Source organism: Streptomyces pristinaespiralis (assembly GCF_001278075.1).
Lineage (GTDB): Bacteria > Actinomycetota > Actinomycetes > Streptomycetales > Streptomycetaceae > Streptomyces > Streptomyces pristinaespiralis.
This window is the reverse complement of the sequence record NZ_CP011340.1, coordinates 226,371-248,730: the sequence shown is the minus strand read 5'-3', so window position 1 is coordinate 248,730 and position 22,360 is coordinate 226,371. Positions and strand designations below refer to the sequence as shown.

Annotated in this window: 2 protein-coding genes; both read left to right on the top strand. The window is 74.9% G+C overall.

Going from position 1 to position 22,360, the window contains the following annotated elements:
• Positions 1-29 precede the first annotated feature (29 nt).
• Positions 30-7,805, top strand: a complete 7,776-nt coding sequence (locus SPRI_RS00935; RefSeq protein WP_005321844.1) for a non-ribosomal peptide synthetase — start codon at positions 30-32, stop codon at positions 7,803-7,805.
• Complete coding sequence (locus tag SPRI_RS00930) at positions 7,802-22,348, top strand: non-ribosomal peptide synthetase (RefSeq protein ID WP_053556622.1); 14,547 nt, start codon at positions 7,802-7,804, stop codon at positions 22,346-22,348. The genes SPRI_RS00935 and SPRI_RS00930 overlap by 4 nt, the downstream gene beginning before the upstream one ends.
• The last annotated feature ends 12 nt before the right edge of the window (positions 22,349-22,360 follow it).

Sequence of the window (22,360 nt, the reverse complement as noted above, 5' to 3'; positions counted from 1 at the left end):
CCGCGGACGGCCCGGACCTTGGGGGAAGAGTGCTCGTTCCCGACGACGCGCGTCTGCCGCTGACGGCGGCCCAGCTCGGCATCTGGTTCGCGCAGGCGCGGGACCCGCACAGTCCCGTCTTCAACACCGGCGAATACGTCGAACTCACCGGCGGCCTCGACGCCGACCGCTTCGAGGCGGCGCTGCGCGCCACCGTCGCCCGCACCGACGCCCTGCGGCTGCGTTTCCACACCGACGCCGAGGGGACCGTCACCCAGTCCGTCGCCGACGACGTCCCCTTCACCCTGCACCGCGTCGACGTCAGCGCCGAGGACGACCCCGCGGCCGCCGCGGACGCCTGGATGCGCGACGTCATCGCCCGGCCCCTCGACGTGACCTGCGGCCGGCCCCTGTTCACCCAGGCGCTGTTCACCCTCGGCCCCGGCCGCCACCGCTGGTTCCAGCACGTGCACCACCTGCTCCTCGACGGGTACGGCTTCCGCCTCGTCGCCGAACGCGTGGCCGCCGCCTACCGCGCCGGAGCCGAAGCAGGCGACGCCGAAGCCGGTGACACCGAGCCCGGCATACGGGACCTGCTCGCCGCCGAGGCCGACTGGCGCGCCTCCGACGCCTACGCCCAGGACCGCGCCCACTGGCTCGCCACCCCCCGCCACACGCCCGTCACCCTCGCCGGCACCACCGCCCCGGCAGCGCCGGGCGCGCTGCGCCGCACCGCGTCCGCCGGACCCGAGGTGCTCGCCGGACTCGACGCCGTGGCCCGCGCCGCGGAGACCGGCCGGCAGGTCGCCTTCCCGGCCGCCGTCGCCGCCTACGTCCAGTGGCTGACGGGGGAGCGGACCGTCACCCTCGGCATGCCGGTCACCGCCCGCCGCACCTCCGCCGCCCGCCGCGCGCCCGGCACCGTCGCCAACGTGCCCGCACTGCACGTCGAACCGCGCCCCGCCGCCCCGCTCGCCGAACTGGTCGCCTCCGTGCGCGACGCCCTCGAGCCGCTGCTGCGCCACCAGCGCTACCCCTACGAGGAGGCGCGCCGCGAGCTCGGCGCGGTCGGCGAACGGGCCTACGGCCCCGTCGTCAACGTCATGCCCTACGGGCGCGCCCTGGACTTCGGCGGCCCGGCGGCGTCCGTGCACCCGGTGTCCACCGGCCCCGTGGAGGACCTGAAGTTCTCCGTGTACGAGGAGCCCGACGGCTCCGGCGCGCGGATCGACCTCGAGGCCAACGCGGCCGTGTACGGCGAGAGCGAGACCGACGCCCATCTGGCGCGCTTCGTCCGTTTCCTGGGCGCCTTCGCCGAGGCGGGCCCGGACACGCCGCTCGGCCGGATCCACGCGGCGGCCCCCGCCGCCCCCGCCGCCGCGGCGCCCACCACCGGCGGCCCCGCGCTGCACACCCTGTTCGCCGCCCGCGCCGCGGCCACCCCCCACGCGGTGGCCGTCAGCCACGACGGAGACCACCTCACCTACGCGCAGCTCGACGCCCGCGCCAACCGCCTCGCCCACCGGCTCGTCGAGCAGGGCGCAGGCCCCGAACGGCTCGTCGCCCTCACCCTGCCGCGCTCCCTCGACCTGGTCGTCGCCCTGCTCGCGGTCCTCAAATCCGGCGCCGCCTACCTGCCGCTCGACCCCGACTACCCGGCCGACCGGCTGGCCTGGATGCTCGAGGACGCGGCCCCCGTCCTCGTCCTCGACCCGCAGGCGATGACCGAGGACCTCGCCGGCTACCCGGACACCGCCCCGCGTACCGCCGTGGACGGCGCCCACCCCGCCTACGTCATCTACACCTCCGGCTCCACCGGCCGCCCCAAGGGCGTCGTGATCCCGCACAGCAACGTGGTGCGCCTGTTCACCTCCACCGACCACTGGTTCGGCTTCGGCCCCGACGACGTGTGGACCCTCTTCCACTCCTACGCCTTCGACTTCTCCGTCTGGGAGATCTGGGGCGCCCTGCTGCACGGCGGCCGGCTCGTCGTCGTCCCGTACCACGTCAGCCGCTCGCCCGGGGACTTCCTCGACCTGCTGGCCCGCGAGAAGGTCACCGTCCTCAACCAGACACCGACCGCCTTCCACCAGCTCGACGCCGCCGACCGGGCCCGTACCGCCGCCCCCGAACTGGCCCTCAGGTACGTCGTGTTCGGCGGCGAGGCTCTCGACGTGGCCCGTCTCGCCGACTGGTACGCCCGCCGCGGCACGGCCGCCCGCCTGGTCAACATGTACGGCATCACCGAGACCACCGTGCACGTCACGCACGCCCCCCTCGGCCCCGGCCACGCCGTCCCCGGCACCCCCTCCCTGCTCGGCGGCCCCATCCCCGACCTCACCCCCCGCGTCCTGGACGCCGCCCTGCGGCCCGTGCCGCCCGGCTTCACCGGCGAGCTGTACGTCGCCGGGGCGGGCCTGGCCCGCGGCTACCTGAACCGGCCCGCGCTGACCGCCCAGCGGTTCCCCGCCGACCCCTACGGGGCGCCCGGCACCCGCATGTATCGCACCGGCGACCTGGTGCGCCACCTCGACGACGGCACGTACGCCTACCTGGGCCGCGGCGACGACCAGGTCAAGATCCGCGGCTTCCGGATCGAACTCGGCGAGATCGAGAACGTCCTCGCCACCCACCCCGGCGTCGCCCAGGCCGCCGCCGTCGTCCGCGAGGACCGGCACGGCGACCTGCGGCTGGCCGCCTACGCCGTCCCCACCCCCGGGACCGAACCCGACGTGGCCGGCTGGCGCGCCCTGCTGGCCGGGCAACTGCCCGCGCACAGCCTGCCCGCCTCCTTCACGCTCCTCGCCGCGCTGCCGCTGACCGCCAACGGCAAACTCGACCGGGCGGCCCTGCCCGCCCCGCAGGCACCCGCCCCCGAGACCGCCGACGAGCCCGCCCCGGCCGCCGACCCCGGCGAGGCGGCCCTGCGCCGCATCTTCGCCGACACCCTCGGCACCCCGCGGGTGGGCGCGGACAGCGACTTCTTCACCCTCGGCGGCCACTCGCTGCTCGCCGGACGCCTCATCGCCGCCGTACGCGACACCCTCGGCGCCGAGATCACCATCCAGGACCTCTTCGAGGCCCCCACCCCCGCCGGCCTCGCCGCCCGGGTGCGCACCGCCGCCACCGGCCGCCCGCCGCTCGTGCCCAGGGACCACGGCGACGGCCCCCGCCCCACCTCCTACGCCCAGCACCGCATGTGGGTGCTGCGCGAGGTCGAGGGCGCCGCACCCACCTACAACATGCCGCTCGCGCTGCGCCTTTCCGGCACCTTGAACCGCACCGCGCTGCGCGCCGCCCTCTACGACGTCGTCGTCCGGCACGAGAGCCTGCGCACCGTCTACCCGCGCGGCGAGCACGGCGTCACCCCCCGGCTGCTGCCGCCCGAGCAGGCCCGCCCCTGGGTCATCGAGTCCCGCGTCGACGACGAACAGCTCCCCGCCGCCCTGACCGCCGCCGCCCGCGAACCGTTCAACCTCGACTGCCAACTCCCCATACGGGCCCACCTGTTCACCCTGCCCGGCGGGGACAGCGTGCTGCTGCTGCTGATGCACCACGTCGCCGGCGACGGCTGGTCGCTGCGCCCCCTGCTCGGCGACCTGTCCACCGCCTACGCCGCCCGGCTCGCCGCCCGCGCCCCCGACTTCCCGCCGCTGCCCGTCAGCTACGCCGACTTCGCCGTGTGGCAGCGCGAACTCCTCGGCGACGAGCACGACCCCGACAGCCTCGCCGCCCGCCAGCTCGCCCACTGGGAGAGCACCCTGGCCGGCCTGCCCGACCAGCTCGAGCTGCCCGCCGACTTCCCCCGCCCGCCCGTCGCCGAACACCGCGGCGGCTCCGTGCCCCTGGCCGTCCCGCCGCAGCTGCACGCCCGGCTCGACACGTTCGCCCGCGCCCACGGCGCCACCTGCCACATGGTGCTCCAGGCCGCCCTCGCCGCCCTGCTCACCCGCCTCGGCGCCGGTACCGACATCCCCATCGGCTGCCCCACCGCCTCCCGCCCCGACAGCGCCCTCGACGACCTGGTGGGATTCTTCGTCAACCCGGTCGTGCTGCGCGCCGACACCTCCGGCGATCCCACCTTCACCGAGCTGCTGGCCCGGGTGCGCGCCACCGCGCTGGCCGCCTACGCCCACCAGGACGTGCCCTTCGACCGGGTCGTCGAACGCCTCCAGCCCGAGCGGTCCGCCGCCCGCCACCCCCTGTTCCAAGTGGTGCTGTCCTACCAGGACTTCGAGGCCCGGGCACACCTGAAGGGCCTGGACGTGCGGCGCGAGGACGTCGACTTCGGCGTCGCCAAGTTCGACCTCACCTTCAACCTCGTCGAACACCGCGGCGACGGCGAGGAGTTCGCCGGCATCGACGGCGACCTCGAGTACGACACCGCCCTGTACGAGCGGGCCACCGCCGAAGCCCTCACCGGCCGGCTGCTGCGGCTCCTCGACGCCGTCGTCACCGACCCGCAGGCGCCGGTCGGCTCCCACGACCTCCTCGAAGAGGCCGAACACGCCCGCCTGGCAGCCTTCAACGACACCGCCCGGCCCGTGCCGCGAGCCGGCCTCGCCGAACTCTTCACCGCCCAGGCCCGCCGCACCCCCGATGCGGTCGCCGTCGTCGGCGACGACGGCACCGAACTCACCTACGCCGAACTCGACGCCCGCTCCGGCGCCCTCGCCCGGCGGCTCGCCGCCGCCGGCGCCGGCCGCGAGTCGGCCGTCGCCGTCCTCCAGCAGCGCTCGGTGCACCTGGTCGTGTCCCTGCTCGCCGTCCTCAAGGCGGGCGGCTTCTACGTGCCGCTCAACACCCGCTACCCGGCCGACCGGATGCGCCTGATCACCGCCGACGTCAAGGCCCGGGTCCTGCTCACCGACCGGGCCACCGACACCGCGCACGAGTGCCGCTCCTGGGCGGGCGACGCCGACGTCCTCGTCGTCGACGAACTGCCCACCGGCGGCGAGCCGCTGCCCGTGGTGCCCGCGCACCCGCACCAGCTCGCCTACGTGATGTACACCTCCGGCTCCACCGGCAACCCCAAGGGCGTCGCCATCACCCACGGCGACGTCGCCGCCCTGGCCGCCGACACCTGCTGGCGCACCGGCAACCAGCAGCGGGTCCTGCTGCACTCCCCGTACTCCTTCGACACCTCCCAGTACGAACTGTGGGTGCCGCTGCTGTCCGGCGGGACGGTCGTCGTCGCACCACCCGGCGACCTGGACACCCGCGCCCTCGAGCGGGCGATCGTCGACGGCGGCGTCACCGGCATGTGGCTCACCTCCGGCCTGTTCAACCTGCTCGCGGAGGAGAGCCCGCACTGCTTCACCGGCGTGCGCGAGGTGTGGACCGGAGGCGACGTCGTCTCCCCGGCCGCTGTCGCCCGGGTGCTGGCCGCCTCCCCCTCGACCATGGTCGCCGACGGCTACGGCCCCACCGAGACCACCACCTTCGCCACCCACCACTTCATGCGCGCCCCGTGGCAGCAGGAGACCACCGTCCCCATCGGCACCCCCCTGGACAACACCACCTGCCACGTCCTGGACGACCGGCTGCGGCCCGTACCGCCCGGCGTCACCGGCGAGCTGTACATCGGCGGCTCGGGCCTCGCCCGCGGCTACCTGAACCGCCCCGAGCTGACCGCCGAACGGTTCGTCGCCGACCCCTACGCCCCCGGCGGGCGCATGTACCGCACCGGCGACCTGGTGCGCCTGCGGCGCGACGGCGTCCTCACCTTCCTCGGCCGCGCCGACCACCAGGTCAAGGTCCGCGGCTTCCGCATCGAACTCGGCGAGATCGAATCCGTCCTCGGCGCCCACCCCGGCATCGCGCAGAGCGCCGTCCTCGTACGCGAGGACCGGCCCGGCGACAAACGCCTCGTCGCCTACGTCGTCCCCGCGCCCGGCGCCACCGCCGACGCCACCGTGCTGCGCCGGCACGTCGCCGCCGCGCTGCCCGACTACATGGTGCCCGCCGCGTTCGTCCCCCTCGACGCACTGCCGCTGACCGGCAACGGCAAACTCGACCGCCGCGCCCTGCCCGTCCCCGACTTCGGCGCCGCCGACAGCGCCGGCCGCGCCCCGCGCACCCCCCGCGAGGAACTCCTCGCCGTGCTGTTCGCCGAGGTCCTCGGCATCGAGAAGGTCTCCATCGACGACAGCTTCTTCGACCGCGGCGGCGACAGCATCATGGTCATCCAGCTCGTCGGCCGCGCCCGGCGCGCCGGACTGCTGCTGAACGCCGCGCAGATCTTCGAGCACAAGACCGTCGCCCAGCTCGCACCCGTCGCCGAGACGCTCGCCGACACCACCCGCGAGGAACCCGCCGCCGTCGCCGCGACCGGCGACGTACCGCTCACCCCGATCATGCACTGGCTGCGCGAACGCGGCGGCCCCGTCGACGCGTTCAGCCAGACGATGGCCGTCACCGTCCCCGCCGGCCTGGACCGGGAACGGCTCGTGGCCGCCCTGCAGACACTGATCGACCACCACGACGCACTGCGCGCGGTGTTCTCCCGCGACGACGCCGACTGGACGATGCGGATCGAGGCGCCCGGCACCGTGGACGCCGCGGACTGGGTGCGCCACGTGGACGCCGCCGGCCTCGACGAGCAGGCCCTCGCCGCCCTGACCACGGCCGAGGCCGCGGCCGCCCGCGAGCGTCTCGCGCCCTTCGCCGGCCGCGGCGGGCAGGCCGTCTGGCTCGACGCAGGACCCCACCGCCCCGGCCGTCTGCTGCTGACCCTGCACCACCTCGTCGTCGACGGCGTCTCCTGGCGCATCCTGCTCCCCGACCTGAAGGCCGCCTGGGAAGCCACCGCCCCCGGCTCCGCCGCCCCCGCCCTGCCGCCCGTCACCACCTCCTTCCGGGCCTGGGCCCACCACCTGGAGCAGCAGGCCGGGCGCCCCGAGCGGGCCGCCGAACTGGCCCTGTGGACCGGGATGCTCGCGGCCGGCAGCCCACCGGTGACCGCACAGCCGCTCGACGGCCGGCTCGACACCGCCGCCACCGCCCGCGGCCTCACCCTCACCCTCGACACGACCACCACGGCCGCGCTGCTGACCACCGCGCCCGCCGCGTTCAACGGCCGCGTCGACGACATCCTGCTCACCGCGTTCGCGCTCGCCGTCACCGACTGGCGACGGCGCCGCGGACTGGGCGACAGCGACGCCGTCCTGACCGACGTCGAAGGACACGGCCGCGAACCGGGCACCAGCGGCGCCGAACTCTCCCGCACCGTCGGCTGGTTCACCAGCCTCTACCCGGTCCGGCTCGCCCTCGGCACCCTCGACGCGGCCGACGCCCTCGCCGGCGGACCCGCCGCGGGAACAGCCGTCAAACGCATCAAGGAAGCCCTGCGGCAGATCCCCGACGGCGGCATCGGCCACGGCCTGCTGCGCCACCTGGACCCCCGCACCGGCCGCAGCCTCGCCGCGCTCGCCCCGTACGGCACCCCGCCGCTCGGCTTCAACTACCTGGGCCGCTTCCCCGCCGAGGGCGCCGACGGCCTGTGGAGCGCCGCCCCCGACGCCGAGGCGATCGGCGACGGCACCGACCCCCGCCTGCCCCTCGCACACGCCGTCGAGGTCAACGCCCTCACCCTCGACGAGCCCGCCGGGCCCCGCCTGAAGGCCACCTGGACCTTCGCCGGCCGCCTCCTCGACGAGCCGGCCGTACGCGACCTGGGCGAGACGTGGTTCCGCGCCCTGAACGCACTCGTCACTCATGCCGAACGCCCGGAGGCGGGCGGCATCACCCCCTCCGACCTGTCCCTGGTCCAGCTCAGCCAGGACCAGATCGACCAGCTCGAAGCCGCGTGGAAGGTGTCCCCATGACCCGGTCCGGACTCGCCGACGTCCTGCCCCTGTCCCCGCTCCAGGAAGGCCTCCTCTTCCAGGTCACCTACGGTGCCGAGACCCACGGCCCGGACGTCTACACCGTCCAGATGGTCTTCGAGCTGCGCGGCCCCCTCGACGAGGACGGCCTGCGGGCCGCCGCCGCGGCCCTGCTGCGCCGCCACCCCAACCTGCGCGCCGGGTTCTGGCAGCAGGGCGTCGAACGGCCCGTCCAGTTCGTGCCGAACGAGGTGCCGCTGCCCTGGCACACCCGCGACTTCACCGCACTGGGCGAGAGCGACCGTGAGCGGGCCGTCGAGGCGTACGTCACCGCCGACCGTGCCGAACGCTTCGACCCGGGCGCCCCGCCGCTGATCCGCTTCGCCCTGCTCGGCCTCGCCGCCGACCACCACAAACTCGTCCTGACCACCCACCACCTGCTCCTCGACGGCTGGTCGATGCCGCTGCTCGTACGGGAGCTGTTCACCCTCTACGGGCAGCGCGGCGACGACGCGGGCATGCCCCCCGTCACCCCCTACCGCGCCTACCTGGCCCACCTCGCCGGCCGTGACGACGACGCCGCCCGCGCCGCGTGGCGGACCGCCCTCGCGGACCTGGAGGAGCCGAGCCTCGTCGCGGGCGCCGGAGCAGGCCGCGGCGCCGCCGACGGCTCCGCCCTGCCCGGCCAGATCTGGCACGAGATCGACGCCGCGACCACCGCCGGGCTCACCGCGCTGGCCCGCTCGTGCAACATCACCCTCAACACCCTGGTGCAAAGCGCCTGGGCACTGCTGCTCGGCCGCCAACTGGGCCGCGACGACGTCGTGTTCGGCGCGACCGTCGCCCACCGCCCGCCGGAGATACCCGGCATCGAGTCGACCATCGGCATGTTCATCAACACCCTGCCGGTCCGCGTCCGCGTCCGGCCCGCCGAGACACTCGGCGACCTGCTCGGCCGGGTGCAGCGGGAACAGGCCGCCCTCATCGAGCACCGGCACCTGTCCCTCACCGACATCCGCTCCACGACCGGCACCGGTGAACTCTTCGACACCGTCGTCGTGTTCGAGAACTACCCCCTCGACCCGGCCGTCCTGCGCGCCGAGGCCCGCGGACTGCGCCTCGCGGGCTTCGAGGTTTCCGACGCCACCCACTACCCGCTGAGCCTGCTCGCCATCCCCGGCGAGAGTCTCCGCTTCCGCCTCGACCACCGGGGCGACGTCCTGGACGAGGCGGGCGCCCGGCTGCTGCTCGAGCGCCTCGACACGCTCCTCACCGACATCGCGGAGCACGGCGCCGACCTGCCCGTCGGCCGCCTCGACCTGCTGTCCGCCGCCGAACGCCACCAGGTCCTCGAGGAGTTCAACGACACCGGCCTGCCCGCCGAGGACGCCACACTCGCCGCCCTCTTCGAGGCACAGGCCGCCCGCACCCCCGACACCACCGCCCTCCTCGTGGGCGGCCGGTCACTGACCTACGCCGAACTCAACGCACGCGCCAACCGGCTCGCCCGCCACCTGGTCACCCTCGGCGCAGGACCCGAACAGATCGTCGCCGTCAAGCTGGAACGCTCCCTCGACCTGTACGTGGCGCTGCTCGCCGTCCTCAAGACCGGCGCCGCCTACCTGCCCGTCGACACCGCCTACCCGGCCGAACGCATCGCGTTCATGATGGACGACGCCCGCCCCGCCGTGGTCCTCACCGGCGAGGACACGGGCCAGGACCTGAGCGGCTACGACGACACCGACCTCACCGACGCCGACCGCACCGCGCCCCTGCTGCCCGCGCACCCCGCGTACGTCATCTACACCTCCGGCTCCACCGGCACCCCCAAGGCCGTCGTCATGCCCGGCGCCGCCCTGGTCAACCTGCTGGCCTGGCACCGCCGCGAGATACCCGGCGAGGCGGGCGCCCCCGTCGCCCAGTTCACCACCATCGGCTTCGACGTCGCCGCCCAGGAGATCCTCGCCACCTGGCTGCACGGCAAGACCCTCGCCGTACCGTCGCAAGAGGTGCGCCGCAGCGCCGAACAGCTGGCCGCCTGGCTGGACGAACAGCACGTCAGCGAGCTGTACGCACCGAACCTCGTCATCGAGGCCCTCGCGGAGGCCGCCGCGGAGGCCGGCCGCACCCTGCCCGCCCTGCGCCACATCGCCCAGGCCGGCGAGGCCCTCACCCTCACCCGCACCGTGCGCGAGTTCGCCGCCGCCGTGCCCGGCAGGCAACTGCACAACCACTACGGGCCCGCAGAGACCCATGTGATGACCGGCACCGCCCTGCCCGAGGACCCGGCCGCCTGGAGCGAGCACGCCCCCCTCGGCCGGCCCGTCTCCGGCGCCCGCGTGTACGTCCTGGACAGCGCACTGCGCCCGGTCGCGCCGGGCGTCACCGGCGAGCTGTACCTGGCCGGCGCCGGCGTCTCCCGCGGCTACCTGAACCGCCCCGTGCTGACCGCCGAGCGTTTCGTCGCCGACCCCTACGCCCCGAGCCCCGGCGCCCGCATGTACCGCACCGGCGACCTCGGCCGCTGGAACACCCGCGGCGAACTGGAGTTCGCCGGACGCGCCGACCACCAGGTCAAGATCCGTGGCTTCCGCATCGAACCCGGCGAGATCGAGGCCGCCCTCACCGACCTGCCCGCCGTCGCCCGCGCCGCCGTCGTCGTCCGCGAGGACCGGCCCGGCGACAAACGCCTCGTCGCCTACGCCGTCCCCGCCGGCGAGGGCCTCGACGCGGCCGCCGTGCGCAGCCGGCTGGCCCGCACCCTGCCCGACTTCATGGTGCCCGCCGCGATCGTCGCCCTGGACGCCCTGCCGCTGACCCCCAACGGCAAGCTCGACCGGGCCGCCCTGCCCGCACCGCAGAGCACCACCGCCGTGCAGCGCACCCCGCGTTCACCGCGCGAGGAGATCCTCACCACCCTGTTCGCCGCCGTGCTGAAGCTGCCCCGCGTCGGCATCGACGACAACTTCTTCGACCTCGGCGGCCACTCGCTGCTCGCCACCCGCCTCATCTCCCGCATCCGCACCGTCCTCGGCGCCGAGATCACCCTGCGCGACCTGTTCGAGGCGCCCACCGTCGCCGGACTGGGGGAGCGGCTCGACCAGGCGTCCGGCGCCCGGCCCGCCCTCACCCCCGCCGAGCGCCCCGAGCGGCTCCCGCTGTCGCACGCCCAGCGCCGCCTGTGGTTCCTCGGCCGCCTCGACGGCCCCAACAGCACCTACAACATCCCCCTCGCGCTGCGCCTGTCCGGCACCCTCGACACCGCCGCACTGCGCGCCGCGCTCGCCGACCTCGTGGCCCGCCACGAAACCCTGCGCACCCGCTACCCCAGCCACGACGGCGAGCCCTACCAGCACATCGTCGCCCCCGCGGACGCCACACCCGCCCTCACGGTCGTCCACACCGAGGAGCACCGGCTCGCCGAACAGCTCGCGGAGGCCACCGCACGGCCCTACGACCTCACCACCGAACTGCCGCTGCGTGCCACCTTGTTCCGCCTCGGCGAGGACGAGCACGTCCTGCTCCTGCTGCTGCACCACATCGCCGGCGACGGCTGGTCGCTCGCCCCGCTCACCCGCGACCTCGCCGCCGCCTACGCCGCCCGCCGCGACGGCCACGCCCCCGGCTTCGCACCGCTGCCCGTCCAGTACGCCGACTACACCCTGTGGCAGCGCGGCCTCCTCGGCGACGCCGACGACCCCACCAGCCTCCAGGCCGCCCAGCTCGCCCACTGGCGCCAGGCACTCGAGGGCCGGCCCGCGCACCTGGAACTGCCCTGCGACCACCCCCGGCCCGCCGTCGCCACCCACCGCGGCGCCACCGTGCCCTTCCACATCGACGCCGGCCTCCACGAGAAGCTGACCGCGCTCGCCAAGGCCTGCGACAGCAGCCTGTTCATGGTGCTCCAGGCCGCGTTCGCCGCCCTGCTCACCCGGCACGGCGCCGGCACCGACATCCCCGTCGGCAGCCCCGTCGCCGGCCGCACCGACGACGCCCTCGACGACCTGGTGGGCTTCTTCGTCAACACCCTCGTCCTGCGCACCGACACCTCCGGCGACCCCACCTTCCGCGAACTCGTCGCACGCGTGCGGCAGTTCGACCTCGCCGCCTACACGCACCAGGACATGCCGTTCGAAAAGCTCGTCGAAGAGGTCAACCCCGAGCGCTCCCTGGCCCGCAACCCGCTCTTCCAGGTCGTCCTGGCGCTGCAGTCGATGCCCGCCGCCGACCTGGCCCTGCCGGGCCTGGACGTGGCCGCGGAACCGGTCCGCGTCGGCTTCGCCAAGTTCGACCTCGGCCTCGCCGTCATCGAGGAGCACACCGCCGACGGCACCCGCGCCGGCATCCGCGGCGACTGGGAGTACAGCACCGAACTCTTCGAACGCGGCACGGTCGAAGCCCTCGGCAGCCGCCTGGTGCGCCTGCTGGACGCCGTCGCCGACGACCCGGAGCGCACCATCGGCTCCGTCGACCTGCTGGACGCCACCGAGCGCCACCGTCTCCTCGTCGGCCTCAACACCACCGACGGCCCGCTGCCCGAGGAGCGCACCCTCACCGCCCTGTTCGAACAGCAGGCCGCCGCCACCCCCGACGCCACCGCCCTGGTCATGGGGGACCGCTCCCTGACCTACGCCGAACTCGACGCCCGCGCCAACCGGCTCGCCCGCCACCTCGTGGCCCTCGGCGCCGGCCCGGAGCAGATCGTCGCCCTCCAACTGCCCCGCTCCCTCGACCTGGTCACCGCCGTGCTCGCGGTGTGGAAGTCCGGCGCCGCCTACCTGCCCGTCGACCCGGACTACCCGCCCGAGCGCATCGCCCACATGCGCGCCGACGCCCGCCCCGCCCTCGTCGTCGACGCGATCCCCGACGACACCACGCTGGCGGCATACGCCGACAGCCGCCTCACCGACGCCGACCGCAGCGCGCCGCTGCTGCCCGCCCACCCCGCCTACGTCATCTACACCTCCGGCTCCACCGGGGCGCCCAAGGGCGTCGTCGTCGCCCACCGTTCACTCGCCGCGACCGTCCCCGCCCAGGCCGCCGCCTTCGGACTGGGCACCCACAGCCGCGTCCTGAACTTCGCCTCCATCAGCTTCGACGCCGCCGTGTGGGAGCTGACCTCCGCGCTGCTCACCGGCGCCGGACTCGTCCTGGCCGACGCCGACGACCTGCTGCCCGGCCCGTCGCTGGCCCGCCTCGTCCACGACCGGCACATCACCCTGATCGCCCTGCCGCCCTCCGCCCTGCCCGCCCTGCCCGACGGCGCCCTGCCGCCCGGCACCGACCTCATCGTCGCCGGCGACGCCACCGCCCCCGACCAGGCCGCCCGCTTCGCACCCGGCCGCCGCATGGTCAACGCCTACGGACTGACCGAGACCACCGTGTGCGCCACCATGAGCGAGCCCGCCACCGGCGACGGCGCCCCGCCCATCGGCCGCCCCGTCGCCCACGCCCGCGTCTACGTCCTGGACGAACGGCTGCGCCCCGTACCGCCCGGCGTCACCGGCGAGATGTACGTCTCCGGCGCCGGCGTCGCCCGCGGCTACCTGCACCGCCCCGCCCTGACCGCGCAGCGCTTCGTGCCCGACCCCTACGCCCTGCTGTTCGGCGAGACCGGCACCCGCATGTACCGCACCGGCGACCTGGCACGCCTGGACGCCGACGGCCGGCTGCACTTCGCCGGCCGCGCCGACCAGCAGGTCAAGATCCGCGGCTTCCGCATCGAACCCGGCGAGATCGAGACCGTCCTGACCGCCCACCCGGCCGTCGCCGCCGGCGCCGTGATCGCCCGCGAGGACACCCCGGGCGACAAACAGCTCGTCGCCTACCTGACGCGCGACACCACCCACCACGCCGCACCGGACCAGGACCTGGGCACCGGCCAGGTCGACCGCTGGCAGCAGACCTACGACTCCCTCTACGAGGCCGAACCCGGCCGCGCCTTCGGCGAGGACTTCTCCGGCTGGAACAGCAGCTACACCGCCGAGGAGATCCCCCTGGAGGAGATGCGCGAGTGGCGCGCCGCCACCGTCGACCGCGTCCTCGCCCTGCGCCCCCGGCGGGTCCTGGAGATCGGCTGCGGCACCGGCCTGATCCTGTCCCAGGTCGCCCCCCACACCGAGGAGTACCGGGGCACCGACCTCTCCCGCAGCGTCGTCGCCAGGCTGGCGGCCCACCTCGCCGGCCGCCCCGACCTGGCGGACAAGGTCACCGTGGACGCCCGCGCCGCACACGAGACGGACGACCTGCCCAAGGGCCGCTTCGACACGATCGTCCTCAACTCCGTCGCCCAGTACTTCCCCGACGCCCGCTACCTCGCCGGCATCCTCCACCGGGCCGCCGAACTGCTGGCCCCCGGCGGCACGATCTTCCTCGGCGACATCCGCAACCTGCGCACCCTGCACGCCTTCCGCACCGCCGTCGAACTGCGCCGCGCCGGCCCCTTCGCCGACCCCGCGGCCGTACGCCGCGCCGTCGAACAGTCACTGGCCACGGAGAAGGAACTCCTGCTCGACCCCGACTTCTTCACCGACCTCGTCGACCGCGACCCGCACCTGACCCGCGCCGACATCACCCTGCGCACGGCCGCCCACCACAACGAGATGAGCCGCCACCGCTACGACGTCACCCTCCACCGCGGCGGCGACAGCCCCGCCCCGGCGGAGACCGTCCTGCGCTGGGGCACCGACCTCGACACCGCCGGCGAACTCGCCCGCGTCCTCTCCGGCCCGCGCCCCGTGCGCGTCACCGGCATCCCCAACGCCCGCCTCACCGGCGAGACACGCGCCGCACAAGCCCTCGAACGCGGATCGGCGGCCGACGCCTGCGCCCGGCTCGAAGCCCCCGCCCCGGCCGGCGCACTCGACCCCCACGACGTGTACGCGCTGGGCGCCGTGTGCACCTGGGGCCACGACGACGACACCTTCGACGCCTACGCGGGCGACGGCACCGCCTACCGCCCCCGCACCGGCCGGCAGGGACCGCTCGCCAACGACCCGGCCCGCGCCGAGCAGGACGCCGCCCTCGTCGGCGAACTGCGCGACCTCGTCGCCCAGCGGCTGCCCGCCCACATGGCGCCCGCCGCCTACGTCCTGCTCGACCGCCTGCCGCTGAGCGCCAACGGCAAACTCGACCGCGACGCGCTGCCCGCCCCCGACCGCGGCGAGGACGCGGCCGGCCAGGCACCCCGCACCCGCCGCGAGGAGATCCTGTCCACCCTGTTCGCCGAGGTGCTGGGCCTGCCGGCGGTCGGCATCGACCGCAGCTTCTTCGACCTGGGCGGCCACTCGTTGCTCGCGACCCGGCTGCTCAGCCGCATCCGCAGCGTCCTGGGCGCCGAACTCGCCGTCCGCGACCTGTTCCAGGCGCCGACGGTCGCCGCGCTCGCCGAACGCGTCGACGGCGCCCAGGAGGCCCGCCCGCCGCTCACCGCCCGCACCCGCCCCGCCGAGGTGCCGCTGTCCTTCGCCCAGTACCGGCTGTGGTTCCTGCACCGCATGGAGGGCCCCGGCCCCACCTACAACATCCCCATGAGCCTGCGTTTGACCGGGACCCTGGACACCGCCGCGCTGCGCGCCGCGCTCGCCGACGTCACCGCCCGCCACGAAGCGCTGCGCACCGTCTACCCCGAGAGCGGCGGCGTCCCGCGCCAGCACGTCCTGCACGACGTCCGCCCCCACTTCGAGACCGCCGACACCACCGCACAGACCCTCGAGGCCGACCTCACGCGCGCCGCCCGCCGCGGCTTCGACCTCGCCCGCGAACTGCCGCTGCGCGCCACCTTGTTCCGCCTCGCCGAGGACGAGCACGTCCTGCTGCTGCTGATGCACCACATCGCCGGCGACGGCTGGTCCTGGCCGCCGCTCGCCCGCGACCTCGGCGACGCGTACGCCGCCCGCCTCGCCGGACGCGCCCCCGACCTGCCGCCGCTGCCCGTCCAGTACGCCGACTACGCGCTGTGGCAGCGCGACCTCCTCGGCGACGAGGACGACCCCACCAGCCGCCACGCCCGCCAGCTGGCGTACTGGGCCGGCGCCCTCGACGACCTCCCCGAGGAACTGCAACTGCCCTGCGACCGGCCCCGGCCCGCCGTCGCCACCCACCGCGGCGACACCGTGCCGTTCGCCGTCGACCCCGACCTGCACCAGCGGCTCAACGCCCTCGCCACCGAAGGCCGGGCCAGCCTCTTCATGGTGCTCCAGGCCGCGTTCGCCGCCCTGCTCACCCGGCACGGCGCCGGCACCGACATCCCCCTCGGCAGCCCCATCGCCGGCCGCACCGACGACGCCCTCGAGGACCTGGTGGGCTTCTTCGTCAACACCCTCGTGCTGCGCACCGACACCTCCGGCGACCCCACCTTCCGCGAACTCCTCCAGCGCGTACGCGAGTCGGACCTCGCCGCCTACGCCCACCAGGACGTCCCCTTCGAGAAGCTCGTCGAGAAGCTGCGACCCGAACGCTCCCTGTCCCGCCACCCCCTCTTCCAGGTGATGCTCGCCTTCCAGAACAGCGGCGAGGCCCGCCTCGCCCTGCCCGGCCTCGACGCCCGGGCCCTGCCCGTCGGCGTCGGCGTCGCCAAGTTCGACCTGCACCTGAGCATGGTCGAACTCCGCACCGGCGACGGCCGGCCCGGCGGCATCCAGGCCGCCCTGGAATACGCCACCGACCTGTTCGACCGCACCACCGCCCAGGCGCTCGTCGACCGGCTGCTGCGGCTCCTGGCCGCCGTCGCCGACGACCCCGGGCTCACCGTCGGCCGCGTCGAACTCCTCGACCCCGCCGAACGCCACCGCGTCCTTCAGGACTGGAACACCACACCCGGCGGCGACGGCGCCGCCCGCACACCCGTCACCGAACTCCTCGAACGCCAGGCGGCGCGCACCCCCGACGCCGTGGCCCTGGTCCACGACGACGGCCGGCTGACCTACGCCGAACTCCACGCCCGCGCCAACCGGCTCGCCCGCCACCTGATCACCCTCGGCGCCGGACCCGAACAGATCGTCGCCCTGCGCATGCCGCGCTCCCTCGACCTGTACGTCGCACTGCTCGCCGTCCTCAAGACCGGCGCCGCCTACCTGCCCGTCGACATCTCCTACCCGGCCGAACGCATCGCGTTCATGATCGAGGACGCCCGCCCGGTGACCGTCCTCGACCGCCTGCCCGACGACCTGGGCGCCTACCGGGACACCGACCTCACCGACGCCGACCGCACGGCGCCGCTACGGCCCGAACACCCGGCGTACGTCATCCACACCTCCGGCTCCACCGGCACCCCCAAGGCCGTCGTCATGCCCCACGCCGGCCTGGCCAACCTGCTGACCTGGCACGCCCGCCGCTTCCCCGGCGGCACCGGGGTGCGCACCGCCCAGTTCACCGCCATCGGCTTCGACTTCTCGGTGCAGGAGATCCTCTCCCCGCTCGTCATGGGCAAGACCCTCGCCGTGCCCTCGGAAGAGGTCCGCCACAGCGCCGAACTGCTGGCCGGCTGGCTCGAGACACAGCAGATCAACGAACTGTTCGCGCCGAACCTCGTCATCGAGGCCCTCGCGGAGGCCGCCGCGGAGGCCGGCCGCACCCTGCCGGACCTCACCGACATCCTCCAGGGCGGCGAGGCCCTCGCCCCCACCGAACGGGTACGCGCCTTCACGGCCGCCGTACCCGGCCGGCGCCTGCACAACGTGTACGGCCCCGCGGAGACCCACGCCGTCACCACCCACACCCTGGCCGCTGATCCCGCCCACTGGCCCCCCTCCGCACCCATCGGCCGGCCCGTCGACCACGACCGCGTGTACGTCCTGGACAGCGCACTGCGCCCCGTCCCGCCGGGCGTCACCGGCGAGCTGTACCTGGCCGGCGCCGGCGTCGCCCGCGGCTACCTGCACCGCCCGCGCACCACCGCCGAGCGTTTCGTCGCCGACCCCTACGCCCCACGGCCCGGCGCCCGCATGTACCGCACCGGCGACCTCGGCCGCTGGAACACCCGCGGCGAGCTGGAGTTCGCCGGCCGCGCCGACCACCAGGTCAAGATCCGCGGCTTCCGCGTGGAGCCCGGCGAGGTCGAGGCCGCCCTCACCGCCCACCCCCGCATCACCCAGGCAGCGGTCCTCGCGCACGGCGACCGCCTCGTCGCCTACGTCGTCACCACCGCGGACCGCGACCTGACCGGCGTACGCGAGCACCTGGCCGCCCGCCTGCCCGACTTCATGGTCCCCACCGCCTACGTCCGCCTCGAGGCGCTGCCGCTCACCGTGAACGGCAAACTCGACCGGGCCGCCCTGCCCGCACCGGACGCCCCCGCCGCCGGGCGCGCCCCGCGCACCGTGCGCGAGGAGATCCTGTGCGGCCTGTTCGCCGAGGTGCTGGGCACCGAACGGGCCGGCATCGACGACAACTTCTTCGACCTCGGCGGCCACTCGCTGCTCGCCACCCGCCTCATCTCCCGCATCCGCACCGCCCTGGGCGCCGAGATCACCCTGCGCGACCTGTTCGAGGCGCCCACCGTCGCCGGACTGGGGGAGCGGCTCGACCAGGCGTCCGGCGCCCGGCCCGCCCTCACCCCCGCCGAGCGCCCCGAGCGGCTCCCGCTGTCCTACGCCCAGCGCCGCCTGTGGTTCCTCGGCCGCCTCACCGGCGGCGACCCCGGCTACAACATGCCCGTCGGACTGCGCCTGTCCGGCACCCTCGACACCGCCGCGCTGACCGCCGCCCTCGCCGACCTCGTGGCCCGCCACGAAACCCTGCGCACCGTCTTCCCCGAAGGCGACGACGGCAGCCCCCACCAGCTCGTCCTCGACCCCGGCGCCGCCCGCCCCGCACTGCACCCGCGGGACACCACGCAGGACGACCTCGCCACGGAACTGGCCGCCGCCGCCCGCCACTGCTTCGACCTCACCACCGAACTGCCGCTGCGCGCCACCCTGTTCCGCCTCGCCGAGGACGAGCACGTCCTGCTCCTGCTGCTGCACCACATCGCCGGCGACGGCTGGTCGCTCGCCCCCCTCGCCCGCGACCTGGTCACCGCCTACGCCGCCCGCCGCGACGGCCACGCCCCCGACTTCGCGCCGCTGCCCGTCCAGTACGCCGACTACACCCTGTGGCAGCACGCCCTCCTCGGCGACGAGAACGACCCCGACAGCACCATCAGCCGGCAGAGCGCCCACTGGAAGGACGCCCTCGCCGGCCTGCCCGAGGAGATCCAGCTCCCCGCCGACCGGCCCCGGCCCGCCACCCCCGCACACCGCGGCGAAGCCGTCTTCCGCACCCTCGACGCCGACCTGCACCGCGAGCTGCTGCACCTCGCCCGCACCGGCGGCGCCAGCCTCTTCATGGTCCTCCAGGCCGCGGTCGCCGCCGTACTCACCCGGCACGGCGCCGGCACCGACATCCCCCTCGGCAGCCCCATCGCCGGCCGCACCGACGACGCCCTCGACGACCTGGTGGGCTTCTTCGTCAACACCCTCGTCCTGCGCACCGACACCTCCGGCAACCCCACCTTCCGCGAACTCCTCGACCGGGTACGCGAGTTCGACCTCGCCGCCTACGCCCACCAGGACGTGCCCTTCGAAAAGCTCGTCGAGGACGCGGCACCCGGCCGCTCCCTGTCCCGCCACCCCCTCTTCCAGGTCCTGCTGGCCCTGCAGAACACCCCCGAAGCCGTCCTCGAACTGCCCGGACTCACCGCCCGCCCCGAGGTCGTCACCCTCGGCGCCGCCAAGTTCGACCTCACCTTCAACCTGGCGGAACGGCACGGCCCCGACGGCGAACCCCACGGCATCGACGCCGTCCTCGAATACAGCACCGACCTGTTCGACCGCACCACCGCCGAAGCACTCACCGACCGGCTCATCACCTTCCTGCGCGCCGTCGCCGCCGACCCCGGCCGCACCGTCGCCGACGTGCCGATCCTCGACGCCGACGACCACGCCCGCGTCCTCACCGGCTGGAACGACACCGACCACCCCCGCGGCCGGCGCACCGCCGACGCCTGCCTGCCCCGCCGCATCGCCGAACAGGCCGCCCGCACCCCGCACGCGGTCGCCGTCACCGAAGCCGGCGGCACCCTGATCACCTACAGCGAACTCGACGCCCGCGCCAACCGCCTGGCCCGCCACCTGATCCGCCGCGGCGTCACCGCGGAGACCCGCGTCGCCGTCCTCGCCGAACGCTCCGCCCAGCTCGTCGTCACCACCCTCGCGATCCTCAAGGCCGGCGGCGTGTACGTGCCCCTGCACACCGGCTATCCCGTCGACCGGATGCGGCACGTCCTCGCCGACACCGAAGCGGCCCTGCTGCTCACCGACACCCACCACGCCGCCACCGCGGCCCGCCTGGACACCCCCGCCCTCACCGTCGACGAGGACACCACGGCCGGCGAGCAGGACACCACCGCCCCGGACGTCACCGTGCGGCCCGACCAGCTCGCCTACATCATGTTCACCTCCGGCTCGACCGGCACCCCCAAGGGCATCGGCATCACCCACCGCGACGCCATCGCCCTGGCCGCCGACCGCTGCTGGGACCTGGACACCGGCTCCCGCGTCCTGATGCACTCCCCGTACGCCTTCGACATCTCCACCTTCGAACTGTTCGCCCCGCTGCTGGCCGGCGGGCGGATCGTCGTCGCACCCCGCGGCGACATCGACGCGGCCGTCCTGCAGCGCACCCTCGCCGCCCACGGCGTCACCTCGCTGCTGCTGACCGCCGGCCTGCTCGGCGTGATCGCCGACGAGGCACCGGAGGTCTTCACCGGCGTCAAGGACGTGTGGACCGGCGGCGACGTCGTCTCTCCCACCGCCGTGCGCCGCGTCCTCGAAGCCTGCCCCGGCACCGTCGTCAAGACCCTCTACGGGCCGACCGAGACCACCCTGGGCTGCACCTGGCTGCCGTTCACCGACCCCCGCCGCATCCCGCCCGCCGTCCCCATCGGCCGGCCGCTGGACAACACCCGCGCCTACGTCCTCGACGAACGGCTGCGGCCCGTACCGCCCGGCGTCACCGGCGAGCTGTACATCGCCGGCGCCGGCCTCGCCCGCGGCTACTGGGACCAGAGCGCCCGCACCGCGGAACGCTTCACCGCCGACCCGCACGCCCACCTGTTCGGCGACACGGGCGGCCGCATGTACCGCACCGGCGACCTGGCCCGCCGCGACGCCGACGGCGTCCTCCACTTCTGCGGCCGCGCCGACCAGCAGGTCAAGATCCGCGGCTTCCGCATCGAACCCGGCGAGATCGAGACCGCGCTCGCCGCCCACCCCGACGTCACCCGCGCCGCCGTCGTCGCCCGCCCCGGCCGGGCCGGCGACAAGGTCCTCGTCGCCTACCTCGTCACCGCCCCCGACGCGGGCGACACCACCGCCGAACAACTGCGCGCCGGCCTCGAGACCCAACTGCCCGACTACATGGTCCCCGCCGCGTTCGTCGCGCTGCCCGCCCTGCCCGTCACGCCCAACGGCAAACTCGACCGCGACGCACTGCCCGAACCCGACTGGGGCGGCGGCGCCGGACGCCCGCCCCGCGGCCCCCGCGAGGAAATCCTGTGCGGCCTGTTCGCCGAGGTCCTCGGCGCCCCCCGGGTCGGCACCGACGACAACTTCTTCGAACTCGGCGGCCACTCCATGCTCGCCACCCGCCTCGTCGGCCGCGTCAAGACCGTCCTCGGCGCCGACATCGGCGTACGCACCCTCTTCGAGGCGCCGACCGTCGCCGCCCTCGCCGCCCGCATCGACGGCGCCGACACGGGCCACGACCCCTTCGGCGTGGTGCTGCCGCTGCGCACCGGCGGCAGCCGCGCCCCCCTGTTCTGCGTCCACCCCGCCGGCGGCTTCGGCTGGGTCTACTCCGCACTGCTGCGCCACACCGACCGCGAACAGCCCCTGTACGCCCTCCAGGCACGCGGCCTGGCCCGCCCCGAGCCACTGCCCGACGACATCGACGCCATGGCCCGCGACTACGCAGAACAGATCCGCAAAACGGTGCCCGAGGGCCCCTACGAGATCCTCGGCTGGTCCTTCGGCGGCCTCGTCGCCCACGCCGTCGCCGCCCGCCTGCAGGCCGAGGGCGCCGAAGTGAGCCTGCTGGCCGTCCTCGACGGCTACCCCGACGCCTACGACGGCACCGAGCACGAGGTCGGCGAGGAACAGGTCCTGGCGATCCTCCTCAACGCCGCCGGCGTCGACCGGGCCCAGGCCTTCGGCGACGCCCCCCTCCAACGGGCCGCCGTGCTCGAGAAGCTGCGCGACAGCGGCAGCGCCCTGGGCAACCTCGACGACGACGCGGTCGGCCGCATGGTCACCGTCTTCCTCAACAACACGCGCCTCATCCAGAACTTCCGGCCCCGGCGGTTCACCGGCGACATGGTGTTCTTCGCCGCCGCCGCCGGCCACCACGACCCGGCGCTCACCCCCGGCAACTGGCGCCCCTACGTCACCGGGCGGATCGAGGAGCACCACCTGGACACCGACCATGCCGGCCTGGCCCGGCCCGAGGCCCTGGGCGCCGTCGCCCGGACGCTGGCACAGCGCGACACGCCGCAGGCCGGCCACTGAACGATCGGAGAC

Excerpts from the sequence above, each read along its gene's own strand:
- SPRI_RS00930 (WP_053556622.1), top strand. The coding sequence starts at position 7,802 with ATGACCCGGTCCGGACTCGCCGACGTCCTGCCCCTGTCCCCGCTCCAG.